Annotated in this window: 16 protein-coding genes; 10 read left to right on the top strand and 6 right to left on the bottom strand. The window is 48.0% G+C overall.

Translation table 11 applies throughout. The annotated features are described in order from the left end of the window. Window positions 1-111: 111 nt before the first annotated feature. The 4 genes from BK127_RS14095 to BK127_RS14080 all read right to left on the bottom strand — a co-directional run bounded on the left by BK127_RS14095 (window position 112) and on the right by BK127_RS14080 (window position 3,618). A complete protein-coding gene (locus BK127_RS14095) occupies window positions 112-1,125 on the bottom strand; it encodes a zinc-binding alcohol dehydrogenase family protein (protein WP_076231017.1) in 1,014 nt (337 codons plus the stop codon). Window positions 1,126-1,362: 237 nt separating this feature from the next. Continuing rightward, the gene (locus tag BK127_RS14090; protein ID WP_076231015.1) at window positions 1,363-1,722 is read right to left on the bottom strand and encodes a hypothetical protein; all 360 of its coding nucleotides are present in this window, start codon (window positions 1,720-1,722) and stop codon (window positions 1,363-1,365) included. Window positions 1,723-1,965: 243 nt separating this feature from the next. Then, a complete protein-coding gene (locus BK127_RS14085) occupies window positions 1,966-3,210 on the bottom strand; it encodes an MFS transporter (RefSeq protein ID WP_076231013.1) in 1,245 nt (414 codons plus the stop codon). Between the two features lie 216 nt (window positions 3,211-3,426). Further along, on the bottom strand, window positions 3,427-3,618 hold the full coding sequence (locus BK127_RS14080) for a hypothetical protein (protein WP_076231011.1): 192 nt from the start codon (window positions 3,616-3,618) through the stop codon (window positions 3,427-3,429). A 579-nt stretch (window positions 3,619-4,197) separates the two neighbouring features. On the opposite strand from BK127_RS14080, the gene BK127_RS14075 reads away from it, so the two are divergent. Together BK127_RS14075 and BK127_RS14070 are read left to right on the top strand one after the other, a co-directional pair. Continuing rightward, window positions 4,198-4,584, top strand: coding sequence for a VOC family protein (locus BK127_RS14075; RefSeq protein ID WP_076231009.1), 387 nt, complete (start codon window positions 4,198-4,200; stop codon window positions 4,582-4,584). 72 nt (window positions 4,585-4,656) lie between these two features. Then, window positions 4,657-5,538: an SMP-30/gluconolactonase/LRE family protein gene (locus tag BK127_RS14070; RefSeq protein WP_076231007.1), complete on the top strand. Its 882-nt coding sequence runs from the start codon at window positions 4,657-4,659 to the stop codon at window positions 5,536-5,538. Window positions 5,539-5,632: 94 nt separating this feature from the next. Here the strand turns inward: BK127_RS14070 and BK127_RS14065 are convergent, their stop codons facing one another. Beyond that, window positions 5,633-6,781 (bottom strand): response regulator, encoded by a 1,149-nt coding sequence (locus BK127_RS14065; RefSeq protein WP_076231005.1) that lies wholly within the window; start codon window positions 6,779-6,781, stop codon window positions 5,633-5,635. After that, on the bottom strand, window positions 6,756-8,585 hold the full coding sequence (locus tag BK127_RS14060; RefSeq protein WP_076231003.1) for a sensor histidine kinase: 1,830 nt from the start codon (window positions 8,583-8,585) through the stop codon (window positions 6,756-6,758). The genes BK127_RS14065 and BK127_RS14060 overlap by 26 nt, the downstream gene beginning before the upstream one ends. A gap of 276 nt (window positions 8,586-8,861) precedes the next feature. Here BK127_RS14060 and BK127_RS14055 point away from each other — a divergent pair, with 276 nt between their 5' ends. The 8 genes from BK127_RS14055 (at window position 8,862) to BK127_RS14020 (ending at window position 16,831) form a co-directional block, all read left to right on the top strand. After that, the gene (locus tag BK127_RS14055) at window positions 8,862-9,350 is read left to right on the top strand and encodes a VOC family protein (RefSeq protein WP_076231001.1); all 489 of its coding nucleotides are present in this window, start codon (window positions 8,862-8,864) and stop codon (window positions 9,348-9,350) included. 39 nt (window positions 9,351-9,389) lie between these two features. Further along, window positions 9,390-10,865 carry an amidase family protein gene (locus BK127_RS14050; RefSeq protein ID WP_076230999.1) on the top strand — a complete coding sequence of 492 codons (1,476 nt, stop codon included), beginning with the start codon at window positions 9,390-9,392 and terminating at the stop codon, window positions 10,863-10,865. Window positions 10,866-10,977: 112 nt separating this feature from the next. Continuing rightward, window positions 10,978-11,502, top strand: coding sequence for a GNAT family N-acetyltransferase (locus tag BK127_RS14045; RefSeq protein WP_076230997.1), 525 nt, complete (start codon window positions 10,978-10,980; stop codon window positions 11,500-11,502). Window positions 11,503-11,634: 132 nt separating this feature from the next. Beyond that, window positions 11,635-12,183 carry an RNA polymerase sigma factor gene (locus BK127_RS14040; RefSeq protein ID WP_256711300.1) on the top strand — a complete coding sequence of 183 codons (549 nt, stop codon included), beginning with the start codon at window positions 11,635-11,637 and terminating at the stop codon, window positions 12,181-12,183. Window positions 12,184-12,185: 2 nt separating this feature from the next. Beyond that, entirely contained in the window at window positions 12,186-13,208 is a 1,023-nt protein-coding gene (locus BK127_RS14035) for a DUF4871 domain-containing protein (RefSeq protein WP_076230993.1), read from the top strand. A gap of 393 nt (window positions 13,209-13,601) precedes the next feature. After that, window positions 13,602-14,552, top strand: a complete 951-nt coding sequence (locus BK127_RS14030) for a carbohydrate ABC transporter permease (RefSeq protein WP_372237354.1) — start codon at window positions 13,602-13,604, stop codon at window positions 14,550-14,552. Continuing rightward, complete coding sequence (locus BK127_RS14025; RefSeq protein WP_076230989.1) at window positions 14,549-15,370, top strand: carbohydrate ABC transporter permease; 822 nt, start codon at window positions 14,549-14,551, stop codon at window positions 15,368-15,370. The genes BK127_RS14030 and BK127_RS14025 overlap by 4 nt, the downstream gene beginning before the upstream one ends. A gap of 78 nt (window positions 15,371-15,448) precedes the next feature. Then, entirely contained in the window at window positions 15,449-16,831 is a 1,383-nt protein-coding gene (locus tag BK127_RS14020; RefSeq protein WP_076230987.1) for an ABC transporter substrate-binding protein, read from the top strand. Window positions 16,832-16,921 lie beyond the last annotated feature (90 nt).

Genomic DNA, 16,921 nt, shown 5'->3' with positions numbered 1-16,921 from the left:
GAAACCCTCACGATCAAGCAGTACATGCGCCCTTTAAGCTAACACAAGAAGACCGCCGGGAATTTCCGGCAGCCTGTTAACGGATCTGTATGCAGTTGCTGAATCTCACCTTTACAGCTCCACCATGGCCTTGATTACGCCTGTTTCTGGCTTCAGCCACGAATCAAACTCACCGATCATCGCATCAAACGGGCAGCGGTGCGTGATGTATGAATCCGTATCAATATGACCGTCGGCCATCGCTTGCATCACCTTTTCAAAATCAACCCTCGTTGCGTTGCGGCTGCTAAGCAGGGTCATCTCCCGTTTATGAAATTCGGGATCATTGAAGGTCAGCTCCTGCTTGACCAGACCCACAAACACCAGCTTGCCGCCGTGAGCGGTATATTGAAAAGCATCCATCATGGATTTGGCATTGCCGGTAGCATCAAAGACAACCGTCGGCAGCTCTCCCTGCGTCAGCTCCAGCAACCGGTCCAAAGGATTATTCAGCGCATTGATCGTTTCATCCACCGGCGCCCAGCGCGCGCAATAAGCCAGACGTTCTTCGTTAATGTCCATCGCTATGACCCTTGCGCCTGCAAGCTTGGCAAACTTCATCACACCCAGACCAATCGGCCCAGAACCGATGACCAGCACGTTCACCTGAGGCTGCAGCTCGGACCTTCTCACGGCATGAGCGCCAATTGCGAGACATTCCACGATAGCCGCCTGCTCCAGGCTGATGCCCTCGGCCTTAATAAGCAGCGAGGTTGGGTGTGCGATCACCTCGCACATACCGCCGTCACTGTGCACACCGATCAGATCGAGCTTTGTGCAGCAGTTCGTTTTGCCGCTGCGGCAGGCAATGCAGGAGCCACAGTGCTGGTACGGTATGATTACGACGGGATCACCGACCTGCAGCCCTCCCTCATTGCTGCCAATCTCCATGATCTCTCCGGACAGCTCGTGCCCAAGCACCCGCGGATAAGAAAAAAACGGCTGTCGGCCTTTGTAAGCATGCAGATCCGTCCCGCAAATACCGATCCTGCGTATTTTGATCAATGCCTGACCGGGTCCGGCTGTAGGCGCTTCCATTTCTTTAAGCACGAACTGGTCTGGCTGTTCACATACAATCGTTTTCATTTTGTACCCACCCTTTCTACGATTGGCCAATCCTTTTCCTAATCGGAAAACATTCAAGCCTGTTGGCCAAGTCTATTATATTTCACGGGAGCAGCCCTCTATTCCTTCCCTGTCACGCAAATAATTAATGTAATGGCAGCTTCATGCCTAAACAACCCGAGCTATTATCCAATGTCTCAGGTTGTGTTATAGCTTTCGACAGTCGCTCAATACCAAGTAACCGTAACGTGTACAAGCTTATTGTTTGATAACACGAACCGTTTCCTCTTTATCGTTCCATTGGACATGCAGCGTAAAATGATCTTCGTCAAAATACGGTGAATTCATCGTTGATGTTCCGCTGATGATCTTGTTCTTGAAGCTGCCCTTGCTTTCACCGCTATTTTGAAAATTACGGCTTTCCTTAAAAGCATACTGAACAGTAGTATCAGGTTGACTTTCCTGTCCGATATATCGTATCTCATACGATTTGTCTTTGGCCGTCACCGAGCAAGCAACGGACCAGTTGATGCTTTCTCCTTTAAATTGCCGCTGCTCGGAGCAGCCTAATAGCCCAAGTAAACTGATGAGCAGCATACTCATGATGAAACTTCTCATAGACGAAGCCTCCTTTTCTGATAATGATATGTTTGGGTACAACTCCCTACTGTCACCGGAAATGATGCTTTCCGTGCAACTCTATTCAGATTGGAGATAAGATAAGTGTAACAGTCAAATCTTAACAATATGTAAGGGAATTTCTTAACGGTTTCTTATTTTCCAGCAAGCTGTACGCAAAAAAAAAGACCCAGGATTCCTGAAAATAGAATCCTGGGCTTCTCGTATGCTTCTAACGATCTTTTATTGAACACTCATCTCACTATCCGTCGTCTCTCGATCCGGGTCCGTCCCTTTCGTTTCCTTGCCCAGAAACAACACAGCAGCCGCACCAATCACGATCGCTATACAAAACACGGTGAAGATCGACGTGATCGGTATTTGCCGAGCAACGAGCATACCTACAAGATAGGGCCCGACGACACCACCAATTCTCCCGAAGGAAGCGGCAAGACCTACTCCAGTGGAACGAACCGCGGTCGGGTACAGCTCTGGCGTGTAAGCATACATCGCTCCCCAGGCACCAAGATTAAAGAAAGAAAGGCAGATGCCCGATACGATAAGCATACCGACCGTATCGGCATTTCCAAAACATATCGCACTCACCGCCGTCAACAGCAGATAGGTAACCAACACAAACTTTCGGCCAAATCTTTCAATCAAATAGGCGGCGGTAAAATATCCGGGCAGCTGGGCCAGCGTCATAATCAGCACGTACTGAAAGCTTTTTACTAGTCCGAAGCCTTTCAGCATGACCACCGTGGGCAGCCACAGGAACATGCCGTAGTAAGAAAATACGACAGTGAACCATAAGATCCACAAGGTTATCGTCGATCTGCGATACTTCGGCGACCAGGCCGCCACCACTCGTTCGCGGAACGACAGCTTGCGGCTGCGCTGTTCGGTAAAGCGAGGCGAATCCTGTATCGCCCGCCTCAAATATAAGGCGTACAGCGCCGGTACAGCCCCTATCGCAAATGCTATCCTCCAGCCATAGTGGGGGATGATGAAGTAGGCAATCAATGCCGCAATGATCCAGCCGCATGCCCAGAAGCTCTCCAGCAAGACAACTGCGCGCCCTCTTTCCTTCGGAGGCACGGACTCGGACACTAGCGTCGAAGCAACCGGCAGCTCGCCGCCCAGTCCGAAGCCTGCTGTGAAGCGAAGCACGCACAGCATCACAAAGCCGGCTGCCAACGCCGATAGCCCACTGGACACGGAAAAGATAAGCAGCGTCCACAGCAGCACCGACCTGCGGCCGTACTTGTCCGCCATCGATCCTGCGACGGCTGCACCCACCGCCATACCGATCGAATTGATGGCCGCTAACAATCCGATCTGTTCAGCGCCCAGGCTCCATTCTACCGCCAGTGCAGCGGCGATAAACGAGATAATGCCTACATCCATCGCATCAAACAGCCAGCTAAGACCAACACCGAACAGCAGCTTTCTTTGTTTCCGTTTAGCGGTAAGGTCTATACGATTCATAGTCAGTAGCTCCTTTTACAGTACAATTCCGCATCAATCCAAGCCAGTGCCTTGTATATATGCAGTATTGTCTTCTCCTCTCACTTTACCCATGTTTTCCCTGACTTATATCATGCATCGCCAAAGAAGTCTGAATCATCCATTAGACATAAAAACCGCCAAACTTCCACATGAATCGTCGTGGGTTTGGCGGTTGTATGCAAAGTGTCTGATCGTTTAGTATTCGCCCAGCATTTGATCCAATCGATCATTGAACTCCTGCTTGGTAATAAACTCGTAGTCCATCAATTTCACTTGATTCTGCTGCGTGTAGCTTTCGATATCAAAGGATTCATGAATATCTTCTTCTATTAGAATATCATTGCCTGTATGTAGGATGAGGATATAGTCCGATTTGGTTGTCTCCATAGTTTAAGTTGCCTCCGCGTGGTTGTATCGTGCTCACATAATCTGATTAACCTTAAATCGAAGGATTTAAACATTCCGCCTCCCCCTTAGATAGAAGAACCACAGTTAAATGAGCGGTTCGATCTGTCGAACGACAGTGAAACAATTCTTCTGGACTAATGCTATAATAACAATGAAGTTACTTTCCACATACCAAGAGGGAAAGGCACTTCCACCTCATGGGAAGGCTTTCATCCGGAAAGGCTGACCCTGATAGCATGGGCTTGGACATGCGGATTATTTGATTAAAAATCAAGTAAACAGAGGTGTGGTATTCGCTAGCTATTTATTAATCTTACAAGGGTTCAGGAGGAATAATGGATGCTTCCAATCGCTTTCGATCAAAAAGGAATGATCGATTTCGACTACTGGGTTGAAAATCCGATTGTTCCTATGTTTCACTCCCATTCTAATGTTTTGGAAGAGAAACAGCACCGATGTTTGATCTCCTTGAGAACATAACTCCAAGTCGCTTAATTACTATGACATAGGTTGCCTGACCGAGCTGGAATTTACTATGGATACCACGGAGGAGCTACGATGATTGAATTTGAAAGGCTGCATCATATTAGTCTTGCTGTCAGGGATTTGAAGCAGGCCAAGCAATTTTATGGCAGTACGCTTGGATTTCAGGAATTAGTAAGACCTCCATTCGATTCAGAGGGGGCCTGGTATGCGATAGGTGACTCCCAGCAGCTGCACTTACTGGAATTTCCAGATGGAGAAACGTTGCGCAAAAGTGAAATTAATTCGATTGACGGCCATTTTGCCATCTGGGTCAAAAGCTATCAGAATACGATACAATCGCTGGAAGCGGCAGCTATTCCTTATGAAGCCCGACCTGACAGTCTCGCCGGCTTCTCGCAAATTTATATTTTGGATCCCGATCACAATATTATTGAATTCGATGCTGCTTACGGCTCATAGCCAGTCATCATGACAATAAGCTCGTCCCCATTAAAACAAAAATAACTGCCCTGCAGGCTGGAGGAAAGAAATTTGGACCCTTTACAAGTAGAATTGATTGTTGATGCGCAGGCAACTTTGGGAGAAGGCCCTTGCTGGGATCACCGCAGCGGGCTGCTTTACTGGGTAGACATTAAAGGACAAAGGGTACATATTCTGAATCCGCAATCCTTGGAAGACCGTACTATTCAGCTGGACCAAATGGTAGGTGCTGTCGTACCGAGACAGTCTGGCGGTGTCGTGCTGGCCTTGCAGCATGGGCTCTTCCTGTTAGACCTGGAAACAGAGCAGCTGACATTGGTCAATGCCCCCGAGAAGCAGCTCCAGGATAATCGTTTTAACGATGGAAAATGTGATCCCGCAGGTCGGTTCTGGGCGGGTACGACAAGTCATCTCGAAGAGAAGCCTGTCGGTTCGTTATATTGTCTTGAAGCCGATCATACCGTTCGTAAGATGGTTGATGGGGTGACGGTTTCCAACGGACTCGCCTGGAGTCCCGATGGACGCACGATGTATTATATTGATTCGCCGACAAAGCGAGTGGTAGCCTACGATTATGATATCGATACAGGTACTATAAGCGGTCAGCGTACCATTATCACAATCCCTGAGGGCGGTGGATTCCCCGATGGCATGACGATTGATGTAGAGGGTATGCTGTGGATCGCGCAGTGGGACGGCTGGCAGGTGTCACGCTGGAATCCGCATACGGGTGAAATGCTGATTGCCATCCCGATCCCCGTAGCCCAGGTCTCATCCTGCACATTTGGCGGACCGAATCTGGATGAGTTATACATCACGACTGCCCGTGTTCGTCAATCGGACGAGGCTTTGGCGAAGCAGCCGCATGCAGGCGGCATATTTCGCGTGAAGCCTGGCGTAGCCGGCATGCCAGCGCACTTTTTTGCTGGTTAGCCGGTCAGTCGAACGAAGAGCATATAAGTAAAAAGCAAGCTGTCGCGCTACTTACGTGCGGCAGCTTGCTTCTCATTTTATAAGCCTTCATATTTTATTTTTTATCGGATAACCGCTTTAGCAGCATATCATATAGATGTATCAGATCCACGGACGGTCGGATACCAAGCTCCCGGCTGAGAAGCCGAACATAATCCGTATACAGAGCCGTTAATCCTTTTTTGTCCCCGGTCATCTCGCGGATCGTTATAAGCTGGCGAATTACAGACTCGTCCAACGGATTGCGTTCATTCAGCTTAAGCAGGAGCTTGGAAGCGGCTGTCGTATCCCCCAGCGAAATCAGCACGGCGGCAAGCCGCTTTACGAACGAAGCATACTGTTCCGCATAACGCTCCGTTTCGTGAATGGCCCACACGTACGCCTTGTCCCCGAACAGATCGCCCGTATACATCCGTTCGATCTGCAGCGCACTCTCCACATTTTCGATATCTATGGTTTGCAGCCTTTCCACCTGCTTTTCGAATTCCACGCAGTCGATAATGTAATCCTTTAGTTCGAGCGCATAGCCATCGTTCTCCGAGCGTACGACCTCGCGCATGCCCAGCGGTTCCAAAGACTTACGCAATTGATAGACGGTCGTATTCAAGTAATTCTCCGCATTGACTTGGTACATCCCTCCGAAAATATCCGTTACCAGTCTGGTACGAGGAATTCGTTTGCCTCGGTAAAGCAGTAAATAAGCGAACAGCTCCACGCATTTTCGCGAGATCCACTTGACGCGTCCCGCTTCATTACTCACAGTAACGTCGCCAAGTGTCGTTAAGACGATCCTGCCACAATCTGCGGAAGCCGGGGCTGACAGTAATGGCGAATGAACAGCCTGCTGATTCGCCAGCGCACGATTGACCGTCCGCTGCAGCCGCTCCTGGGAAACGGGCTTGACCAGGTAATCCAACACGGACAGTTCAAAAGCCTTCAAGGCATATTCCTTGTGCGACGTGACAAAGACGACTTGCATCGTAGGATGAGAAACTTCCAACTTGGCGGCAAACTCTACTCCGCTCTCGCCAGGCATGGAGATGTCTACGAAAGCGAGTCCGATACCGGTGTTCTCCCTTAGGAAGGAGGTTGCAGACTGCGTATCCGTAAAAGCTCCTGCCACGTCAACCCCAGGCAGCTTGACAAGCATTTTACGCAAAATCAGATGCATTGTCGGCTCATCGTCCACCAAAATAACTTTCATAAGCTTCCTCCTCCATTCCACCGTTGTCGAACGCGTTTCGCACACCAGCCGAGCCGGGCAAGGTGAACGAGAAGGTCGTTCCAATTCCAGGCTCGCTCTCGAACCAAAGGGTACCGCCATGGATACGAACGAATTCACGGGTCAGCGCCAGTCCGAATCTTGTATCCCCAGAATCGTTCCCGTTAACCATCGCCTTTAAGAATGGCTCCTCCAGACGCAGCAATTCCGATGTCTGATCATCGATTCCCGCTCCGTTGTCACGGATGGACACGACAATCAGATCACCCTCCAGAACGGCCCCGATCTCAATCGACCCACCTATTCCTGTAAACTTGATGGCGTTCGAAAGCAAATTTCGCAGAATGAGATCCAACATCTCTTTATCGGCCCTGATCGTAAGCTTCTCGTCAATACCCTCCGTCATCCGAATTTGCTTCATAGCCGCCTTGGTACCAGATAACATCAAAGCCTGCCGGACGACCTGCTGCAAATTCCAGCCCAACGGTCGAAACACAACTTTCCCTTTCTGGCTGCGATACCAATCGAGCAAATTTTCGACGAGATGGAACGTGCTCTGCACTTGTCCTTTAAGCTCTCTAACCAATTCGGCATGCTCAAAGTCGGCTGCGGTCAGTTCATCGCCCAGCAGCTCGGTCAAGCTAACAAGGAGTGCAATCGGATCGCGAATGTCGTGTGCCACTACAGTGAATAGCTTATCCTTGAATGCGTTCAGCTCGGACAGCTGCCGGGCGTTCTCGAGCAATCGGGTTTCGCTCTCCTTCAACTCCGTAATATCGCTGAACATCAAAATTTTACCGATCAGAATTTCACCCGATTCGTAGATGTGTGACAAACTGCAGTTGTAATACTTGATCCGGTTGGCATGGAATCTATGAAACGGGAAGCGTTCGTCCCCATCACTTGCGGTGCGAATACGTTCAAGCAGCTCCGGACTCGCCGACAAAACTTTCTCCATGTTAACGGGGGAGCGTTTCATCAATCCGAGCTCGGGAAGCACCTCTTGAGCTGCGCTATTGTAACTGACGATTTGGTCCTCATAATCAAACAAAATGACCCCGTCCCGAATCGTTTCAAACACTTTGGCCATCGCCAGCGGCGTTAAGCGAAGCAGATTAAACCGGAGAATTCCCCACGTGTAAACGACACCGGATACGGCGAATCCGAACGGTGTTAAATCAACTTTAATGCCGGCCCAAAAGAACAAATTGAAAAACATCGGTGCTGCTGCACCCAAAAGAAGGACAACGATTTGCTTGCGCACAATCGGCAAAGCCCGCCAATACATCGGGATAAACAACAGCATGCCGCACAGCAGCACGGAATAATTATAGATGGTGTGCACCTTATACCAAGGTCCCTTGTCCGTTGTGTACAAAGGAACCGAAGCGTCCTGATTGAGTATATAGCGTTCATAGATCAGGTGATGCCAATCATTCGTTAAATGGAGGAAAAAGACCGCTGTGGGGATAACGAACAGTATGATCGCAAGAAGCTTACGATAACGAGCCGCCGTCCCGGTAAATTGAATGACCTGAAAGAACCAAAGTGTAGTAACGAAGGGAATCCCCAAATATTGGATTTGAAGTGATAGCTTCACTTCATTTAAATCCCGGCTTAACACCTCAAACGCGTAACCGAGTGCATAGCAAGCTGCTGCCAGCATAATCAGAATCATCGTTTTGGCAACAGGCAGATGGCGTTTCCGATAAGACAAGAAAGAGACGAACACCATCAGCGCCGCTGCGAGAAAAAGTGTTACCGACATCCATTGTCTTGTGTCCACGGCTGCGTCTCCCTTGTTTCAATTAACTGTCGAACCGCTTCCACGGGCCAGTTCAACAAAATCTGCGTAAAATCAGGATATCATCTTCTCTAGGTTGTGTCCACGGTGCTTCTCCCTTCTATCAAGCGACTAACGAGCCGGTTCCAATAATTTACATTAATTGGATATTTGATTGGATATATTGGTTTTATTCATTCATAACCTTGATCGTGCCACAGCGGAACGATATCCTTAATGATAGTGAGTCAAGTATGTTCCTTAAATAAGGAGGCCTATATGAAAATTAAAGCCCAAGGCGTGTCAGAGGTCGTGTTGGAAGTTAACGATATGAAACGTGCCGTTGACTTTTGGTCAGGTCAGTTAGGATTTCCTGTTGTGCAGCAATGGGGTTATCAGGACAATCAATTTACAGAAGAAGCCAATGAAATTTGGGCTACATGGCTGTATGTGGGTGGACCGACGAGATTAGGATTATGGCTGCCGCGCAATTTTAATAATCAGCAGCTTGTGGAAAAGGCCTCCTCGGTTTCTTTATGGAATGGGTTATTTGATGAAGGCGGTGTGCATGTGCATCTGGCGTTATATATAGGAATAGACCAAATTGAAGCCGCGATTCACTTGCTTGAGAGCCATCATATCGACAACAAGATCATCACAAGAGGCATTCATAAAAGAGTCTATTTTAAGGACACTGAAAATAATGTAATCGAGTTCTATACCCAAAGTATGGAAGAAGATTATTTGTCCAGGCTCAATCCCATGTAAGTCATGCACCACTACGTCATGTTCAGGAGGACTATCCCAGTGAGTATACATCTGCATGAATGGATCATCGAAGCAGACCTAACACAGCTGCAAACAGCTATGGAATCCGGCTCCATAACCTCGGAAGAGCTTGTTCAAGCCTATTTGGACCGAATACATAAGTATGATCCCAGCATCAATTCTATCCTGGAGATCAATCCAGATGCGTTACATATCGCGCGTGCTTTAGATCAGGAACGCAGAGATACAGGAAGTCGGGGAAGCCTGCACGGTATTCCCATTCTTTTGAAGGATAATATCGATACACAGGATAACCTGCATACGAGTGCCGGATCGGTCGCTTTAGCTGGATCATTCGCAGCGGCGGATGCCTATATAGCATCAAAGCTCCGCTCGGCAGGTGCCGTTCTGCTCGGGAAAGCAAATATGACGGAGTGGTCCAACTTTATGTCCAGCCGGATGCCGGCGGGATATAGCTCACGTGGCGGATTTGTTCTAAATCCGTATGGTGCGGGCGAGCTCTTCATTAGCGGCTCCAGCTCAGGATCTGCGGCGGCTGTAGCGGCAAATCTGTGCGCAGCAGCGATCGGAACGGAAACGGCGGGCTCCATTGTTGGACCGGCATGTCAAACTTTTCTGGTGGGGATCAAGCCGACTGTCGGATTGATCAGCCGTGCCGGAATTATACCGATTTCCAGCAGTCAGGACACACCTGGACCTATAGCCAGAACGGTTACGGATGCAGCGATGATTTTGGGTGCATGTACAGGAATTGACGAGAAGGATTCGGCTACGCTAACGAGTGAGAACCGTTCTTTTTCAGACTATACGCCCTTTTTGGATGCAAGCTTTTTGCGACACGCTAGAATAGGGATTCCCCGATATTATTACAGGCATTTGGACGAGGAAAGGCTTGCTATTATGGAAGCTGCCATTACGACTTTGATCCATGAAGGTGTCACTATCGTCGATAATGTTACGCTTCACGTTGAACAGAATAACTGGAACAATGATGTTATTACGTATGAATTCAAGCAGGGCTTGAACGATTATTTATCCCAGTTAGGAGACTCCGTGCCGATTCACTCTTTGAAAGAATTGATCGCCTATAATGAAAAGCATACCGACATAGCTCTACAATATGGGCAAGACACGTTGATCCGATCCGAAGAAACCACTCTCACCGAGCAAACCTGTCTGATTAAGAAGCAAGCCTACTCGGAGCTCCCGCTGCAGCAAGGCATTGATTATGCCATAGATACGCATTCCTTGGATGCACTTCTGCTGCCTGGAGATGTAGACGGTATGTATATTGCTGCACGATTGGGCTACCCCTTAATTACGGTTCCGGCCGGCTATTCAGTGAATGGCAGCATCGACGCCGATGGCGACTCTACAAAAGGCCCATTTGGTGTTGTTTTCTCTGGTAAAGCATGGAGTGAGCCGACTTTGATAAAAATTGCATACGGATTCGAACAAGCTACACTCCATCGGGTTCCACCGCAATTGGATTAATTACACGGGAGATATATGAAGAGAACCAAAATCAGGCAAGTTATTTGGGGAAACGTTCATTATATACGTCCTATCGAAGAAAAATGGTGATCAAGGGAAATGAGGTATGACTATGACGAATTCGATTGAAGTTGGACCCATGACGAAGGCAGACATAGATTCCGTGTTTCGTATTTTTACTGAACACAAGATTAACAAGCCTTTGGATTACATCGAGAAGTGCTGGGAAGAAAATGTAACAAATCAACGGATAACGTTATTGGCCTCTTACGACGGTCAGTTTGCAGGAAGCCTGCATCTGCTCTCAACCTCTGAATATCCTTATTTTAGAGAAAATGGCATACCGGAAATCAACGATTTTAATGTAATCCCTCCTTTGCGAAAGCTCGGAATCGGTCATGCGCTCATGGAAGCCGTCGAGAACATAGCCTTGAACAAATACGGAATTGTGGGCATTGGTGTTGGACTTTATCAAAGCTATGGGAGTGCGCAGCGCTTATACGCTAGAAGAGGATATATGCCAGATGGCAGGGGTTTGATGTACAGGCAGCAGCCAGTCACCCCCGGTACCGAGGTTTGTGCGGATGACGATTTAAACTTGTATTTCACCAAGTCCCTCATAAAAGAAAGTGAATGACACTCATCACGTAGACAGTAAATTAAGTCCATTACACGCACTCATGAACGACCTCTTTTATCAAAAGAGGTCGTTTTTTTATATTTCGGGAACTATTCGCTTAGCAGTCTGTCTAATAGTAGAGGTGATTTCGTGGAACCACATTATTTACAGCATCTGAGTGGCGGGAGTGATAAAGACGTTATACTTCGGGACCTGATGACCCAATATGGAAACGACGTTTGGAACTTCGCGTTTTTTCTAACCCGTCATGCTGACGCAGCGGATGATCTCACTCAGGATGTGTTTTTATCCGTATACGACAAGCTATACAGCTTTCGAGGCGAATGTAGTGTGAAAAGCTGGCTATTGACGATCACGCGCAACAAGTCACTCAATTATTTGAAAAGTGCGTTCATCCGTAAAGTGACTTTGGTTGATTATGTTATTCGAAAAGGCTCCTCACGGTCAGCTGAAGCAGAGCTGTTTGATCGCTTGGAGACCCGTCATATTTGGGCTACTCTTATGCGAACTCCCCGTAAATTCAGAGAAATACTGCTTTTGAATGCTCATTATCAGCTAACGAACAAAGAAATTTCCTTACTGCTTGAAATACCGGAAGCAACTGTCAAAACACGACTTCATCGAGCACGAAAAAAATTATCCGATATGCTGAACAACGATAACCAAGGAGGAGAGTGACTATGAAAGAGCAACCGCCACAATGGAGCGAAGCGTTCAACTCATCCCCGTTCATGAAGCCTCGCTTTACGGAGCAAATGAAGCAGGACATCATGAACAAGACGAAGCAGCGGCCGGAATCAAAAGAACAAAGGTCGTTCCTTTTGATTCCGGCGCTGGCTATCCTTGTAGTTGTCAGTGCAATCATGGTATTCGCCCTCCTGCCGAAGAACGTTACAGAGCAAGGTCAGAATCCAACGTCAACAGGAGTGACAAACCCTTGGAACGTTCGAATGGAATATCGACTTCATGATCAGACACTGTTCACTATTTTCCCTGACCCTAACCTTACTGCGGGCAGACCATTCGGGTATATGATTCATTTTACAGCGCCTTTTGCTACGTTTGCAGGTAACCAAATAGCGATCTCCGCTTATCATCAAGAAACCGGTATGCGCGTAATCGCACTCCCTCCACAAACAATTACAGAGCCAAGCTCGGGGTATCCGGGTTTGGAGCGTTTTACAGCGACGTTTGCACTTCCTCTTGGTGGCATGTGGCGATATGAGGTGCTTGTAAACAATCAATTATACGGGGACGCTGTCCTGTCTGTAGCGGAACCATCCTGGATGGTAAGCCCTACTTTTGAACTGACTTATATAAGCAGGGATGGCAAGAACGGTTCCTATATTTTGGTTGGTGAGAAAGGAAAAGCTGGTTTTATTGTAGGTCCTTATCTAAATGAAAAGGGTGTAACACTAGACCAGCAACCTTTCCTTGCAGGCAAGGGCAACAAATACATGTGGCATTTGTGGGGATCGGAGCAAGAGCTTGAGGGCGAATTCAAGGTAATGGCCGTCAAACAAGGTTCAACTGAACTCATACAAGTGTTCTCGACAAGTCAGTTAGGCGGAGGCCTGAATGGAGCTGATCGCACGGCGGTGTCATCCATGTCGTTGCCTGAACCTGGACGGTGGAGGCTCATGGCCTACGTCAACAACCGCTTGCTTAACAGCATCGTTGTGGATGTGGTATCCAATTCATAGTCGGCCTTATTGGGAGCCATTGTTGATAGACGACCTTTTCTGCCGCAGCAGAAGAGGTCTTTGTATTGCGTTATTTGTGGCACCTACTGGCTCGCGTACTTTTTTGCTAGATTCGTGAGGTCATCATTATATGGGAATTATTACATATCGCCTTATCCTGCTTAACAACATACACGGCTTGCAGCTTTCACCATTGACCCCTTGGCAATATTCAGGATCGGTTGTTGGTAGAGATTGACCCTTATCTACATAAAACCTTTATATGTAGTTGACCCCTGGTTAACAAATGCACTTTATACTGACAAAGATGCCAAGGAAGAACTCAGCTTCCTCATCAAAAGCTAACCGCTTAACCAAGCCGTTATCGACAGGAGTGATTGAAGCATGAGCCTTATGGAAAAACAACTCAGGAGCGTTTCCACTAGCAGACCCAAGACAGCTGCCGTAAGCCGTACTCATAGCCTTCGCAAGCTGCGTCTGCAGGAAAATCTGCTTGCCTATTTATTTTTGGCCCCCTCTCTGCTGCTGTTTGGCATATTCCTATTTTATCCGCTGCTGCAATCCATCTATCTGAGTATGCATCTGACCGACCCTCGGGGACGCATTGCCGAATTTGTTGGCATGGAGAACTTCCAGGAGTTGTTCCTGTCCGAGCGCTTTTACCAAAGCTTGAAGGTAACGTTGTCCTTCACCCTGCTGACCGTCCCTACCTGTATCTTGTTGGCGCTGCTGCTGGCAGCACTGACGCAATCCAGACTGCGCGGCATGCGCGTATTCCAGTTCATTTTCTCTTTACCTATCGCCATCTCTGTCGGAACCGGCTCTGTGATCTGGATGATGCTGTTCCATCCAAGCGTCGGTACACTTAATTATTTTTTGAGCCTCGCGGGTATTTCACCTGTTGGTTGGCTTACCGATCCTGCCTGGGCGTTGATCTCTGTCTCTATGATGACTATCTGGATGACGCTTGGCTTTAATTACATCGTACTGCTGAGCGGGCTGCAGGGTGTGCCTGAGGAAATATATGACAGCGCCAAAATCGACGGCTCGGGACCGATCCGAACCTTCGTACAGCTAACGCTGCCGCTCGTATCGCCAACGCTATTTTTCGTGGCAATCGTATCGGTTATTGGAGCCTTCCAATCGTTTGGACAAATGCACATTTTGACCAAGGGTGGTCCGATGTACACGACCGATGTAGTCGTTTATAACATTTATCAGGATGCGTTTGTTAATTTCCGGTTCGGTATCGGCAGCGCACAGGCACTGGTTCTGTTCGCCATCATTCTTATTTTGACCGTGCTGCAGTTTACCTTTTTTGAAAAGAAGGTGCATTATCAATGACCACCCGCCTTCAAAATACCGTCGTATACCTTCTATTAGGTATCGCCGCAGCTTTGGTACTGTATCCTCTGCTGTTTACGTTCTCTGCAGCTCTGATGACTCCTGCGGAATCATCGTCTTACCCGCCCAAGCTGCTGCCTGGTGGATTGTATTGGGATAATTTCATTACTGTTACGCACCTGGTCCCGATCTTCACATTTATTATGAACAGCTTGCTGATATCTACCGCCATTATGATCGGACAGCTGCTGACCGCCAGCATGGCCGCCTATGCCTTCTCTTTTTTAAGATTCACAGGCAAAGGCATTCTGTTCGCGCTGTTCCTTTCCACGATGATGATTCCATGGGAGGTCACGATGATTCCCAATTATTTAACTGTAAAAAGCTGGGGATGGCTTGACAGCTACGAAGGGCTGATTGTACCTTTTCTGGCTACGGCGTTCGGTACGTTTTTACTGCGCCAATTTTTCTTGCAGCTTCCTGCCGAGCTGTTCGAAGCAGCAAAGATCGATGGCTGCGGTCATATACGAAGCTTTTTCCAAATGGTCCTGCCCTTGGCTCGTCCGGCATTGGCGACACTTGGTGTTTACTCGTTCCTGACACATTGGAACATGTACCTGTGGCCGCTGCTGATCACAAACGGCGAGCAAATGCGTACCGTACAGATTGGAATCAGTATGCTGCAGTTCGAAGAAATGACTTCGTGGAATCTCGTATTAGCTGGCGTTACGTTGGTGATGCTGCCATCGCTGCTGCTGCTCGTGCTCGGGATCAAGCAGCTGGTTCGCGGTATTACAGCCGGGGCTGTGAAGGGTTAGCCTTACATTTGGTGGAAATAGCGCGTCCCCAAGACGCTCTATATAAATAAAACATTTTTTAAGGGAGCGAAGACGACAATGATAAGCTGGAGTAGAAAAGGTTTAGTGACGCTTTGTATGGCCATCGTGATGCTCTTCATGGCAGCATGCGGCGGTACCCCAACACAACCGTCAGCCGCAAAGGGAACAGACAATAAAGAAATGGCCCCTAAGCCTGCTGCAAGCAAGGAACCGGTTAAGGTTGTATGGTGGCATTCCATGAGCGGAGAGCTTGGCAAAGCGATAGATAAACTTGTTGCTGACTTCAATGCATCGCAAAAAGATGTTGTCGTAGAAGCGGTTTTCCAAGGTACTTACGATGAAAGTCTGAACAAAATGAAAACGTCAATGGATTCCAAAAGCGGTCCTGCTCTGATTCAGGTATTCGAAATCGGCAGTCGTTTTATGATTGATTCCAAGGCGATTACCCCTATGCAAAAATTTATTGATGCCGACAAATATGACTTGTCCCAGCTTGAAGAAAACATTCTCAATTATTATCGGATTGACGGCAAGCTGAATTCCATGCCTTTTAACACATCGAACCCGATCCTCTACTACAACAAGGATATGTTCAAAGCAGCGGGTCTTGATCCAGAAAAACCGCCAGCTACGTACGAAGAAGTAGCGGCAGCGTCCAAAGCATTAACCAAAGACGGCAAGTACGGCAATTCCTTCGCTATTTATGGTTGGTTTATGGAGCAATTTTTTGCCAACCAAGGTGCTGAGCTGCTGAATAACAGCAATGGCCGCAAAGGACTGGCAACCGAATCGATGTTGAACAGTGATGCAGGCGTTAAGACACTTGCCTGGTGGAAGCAAATGGTGGATGATAAATCATCCCTGAATCTGGGTCGTAAAACCGATGATACCAAAAAAGCCTTTATTGCCGGACAAGTTGCTATGACACTGGACTCCACTGGCTCTCTGCGCGGTATTGTAGACGGAGCACAGGGCAAATTCGCAGTGGGAACAGGCAATCTGCCTAAACCATCCGACGCCAAGGAAGGCGGAGTTATTGTCGGAGGCGCTAGCGTCTATATTTTGAACAACCGCAGTGAAGCCGAGCAAAACGGCGCTTGGCAGTTTATCAAATTCCTGGCTGAGCCTAAGCAGCAAGCTTACTGGCACGTGAACACTGGCTACTTCCCAATTACCAAAAAAGCTTATGACGAACAAGTCGTAAAAGACAATCTGGTGAAATATCCACAGCTGAAAACAGCCGTTGACCAGCTTCACGCTACCAAAGCCAACACGGCAACACAAGGCGCTGTCATGGGCGTATTCCCGGAAGCTCGCCAGCTTACAGAAGGTGCGATTGAAGAGGTTCTTAATGGCAAGAAACAACCGAAGGAGGCACTTGACGGTGCAGCCAAGGAAATTACCGGTAAGCTCGGTACTTACAATAAAACTGTAAAGTAATTTATACTTTCAAAAAGCACCATACACGTACAAAAGGGGCCTCGGTACATACCGAAGTCCCTTTTGTTTATCATCACTATGTATACTCAA

The organism is Paenibacillus sp. FSL H7-0331, from assembly GCF_001956045.1.
This window is presented reverse-complemented; position numbering and strand designations above follow the sequence as displayed.

Coding starts and splice junctions, on each gene's coding strand:
- BK127_RS14095 (WP_076231017.1), bottom strand. CDS start 1,125: ATGAAAACGATTGTATGTGAACAGCCAGACCAGTTCGTGCTTAAAGAA.
- BK127_RS14090 (WP_076231015.1), bottom strand. CDS start 1,722: ATGAGAAGTTTCATCATGAGTATGCTGCTCATCAGTTTACTTGGGCTA.
- BK127_RS14085 (WP_076231013.1), bottom strand. CDS start 3,210: ATGAATCGTATAGACCTTACCGCTAAACGGAAACAAAGAAAGCTGCTG.
- BK127_RS14080 (WP_076231011.1), bottom strand. CDS start 3,618: ATGGAGACAACCAAATCGGACTATATCCTCATCCTACATACAGGCAAT.
- BK127_RS14075 (WP_076231009.1), top strand. CDS start 4,198: ATGATTGAATTTGAAAGGCTGCATCATATTAGTCTTGCTGTCAGGGAT.
- BK127_RS14065 (WP_076231005.1), bottom strand. CDS start 6,781: ATGAAAGTTATTTTGGTGGACGATGAGCCGACAATGCATCTGATTTTG.
- BK127_RS14055 (WP_076231001.1), top strand. CDS start 8,862: ATGAAAATTAAAGCCCAAGGCGTGTCAGAGGTCGTGTTGGAAGTTAAC.
- BK127_RS14045 (WP_076230997.1), top strand. CDS start 10,978: ATGACGAATTCGATTGAAGTTGGACCCATGACGAAGGCAGACATAGAT.
- BK127_RS14035 (WP_076230993.1), top strand. CDS start 12,186: ATGAAAGAGCAACCGCCACAATGGAGCGAAGCGTTCAACTCATCCCCG.
- BK127_RS14030 (WP_372237354.1), top strand. CDS start 13,602: ATGGAAAAACAACTCAGGAGCGTTTCCACTAGCAGACCCAAGACAGCT.
- BK127_RS14025 (WP_076230989.1), top strand. CDS start 14,549: ATGACCACCCGCCTTCAAAATACCGTCGTATACCTTCTATTAGGTATC.
- BK127_RS14020 (WP_076230987.1), top strand. CDS start 15,449: ATGATAAGCTGGAGTAGAAAAGGTTTAGTGACGCTTTGTATGGCCATC.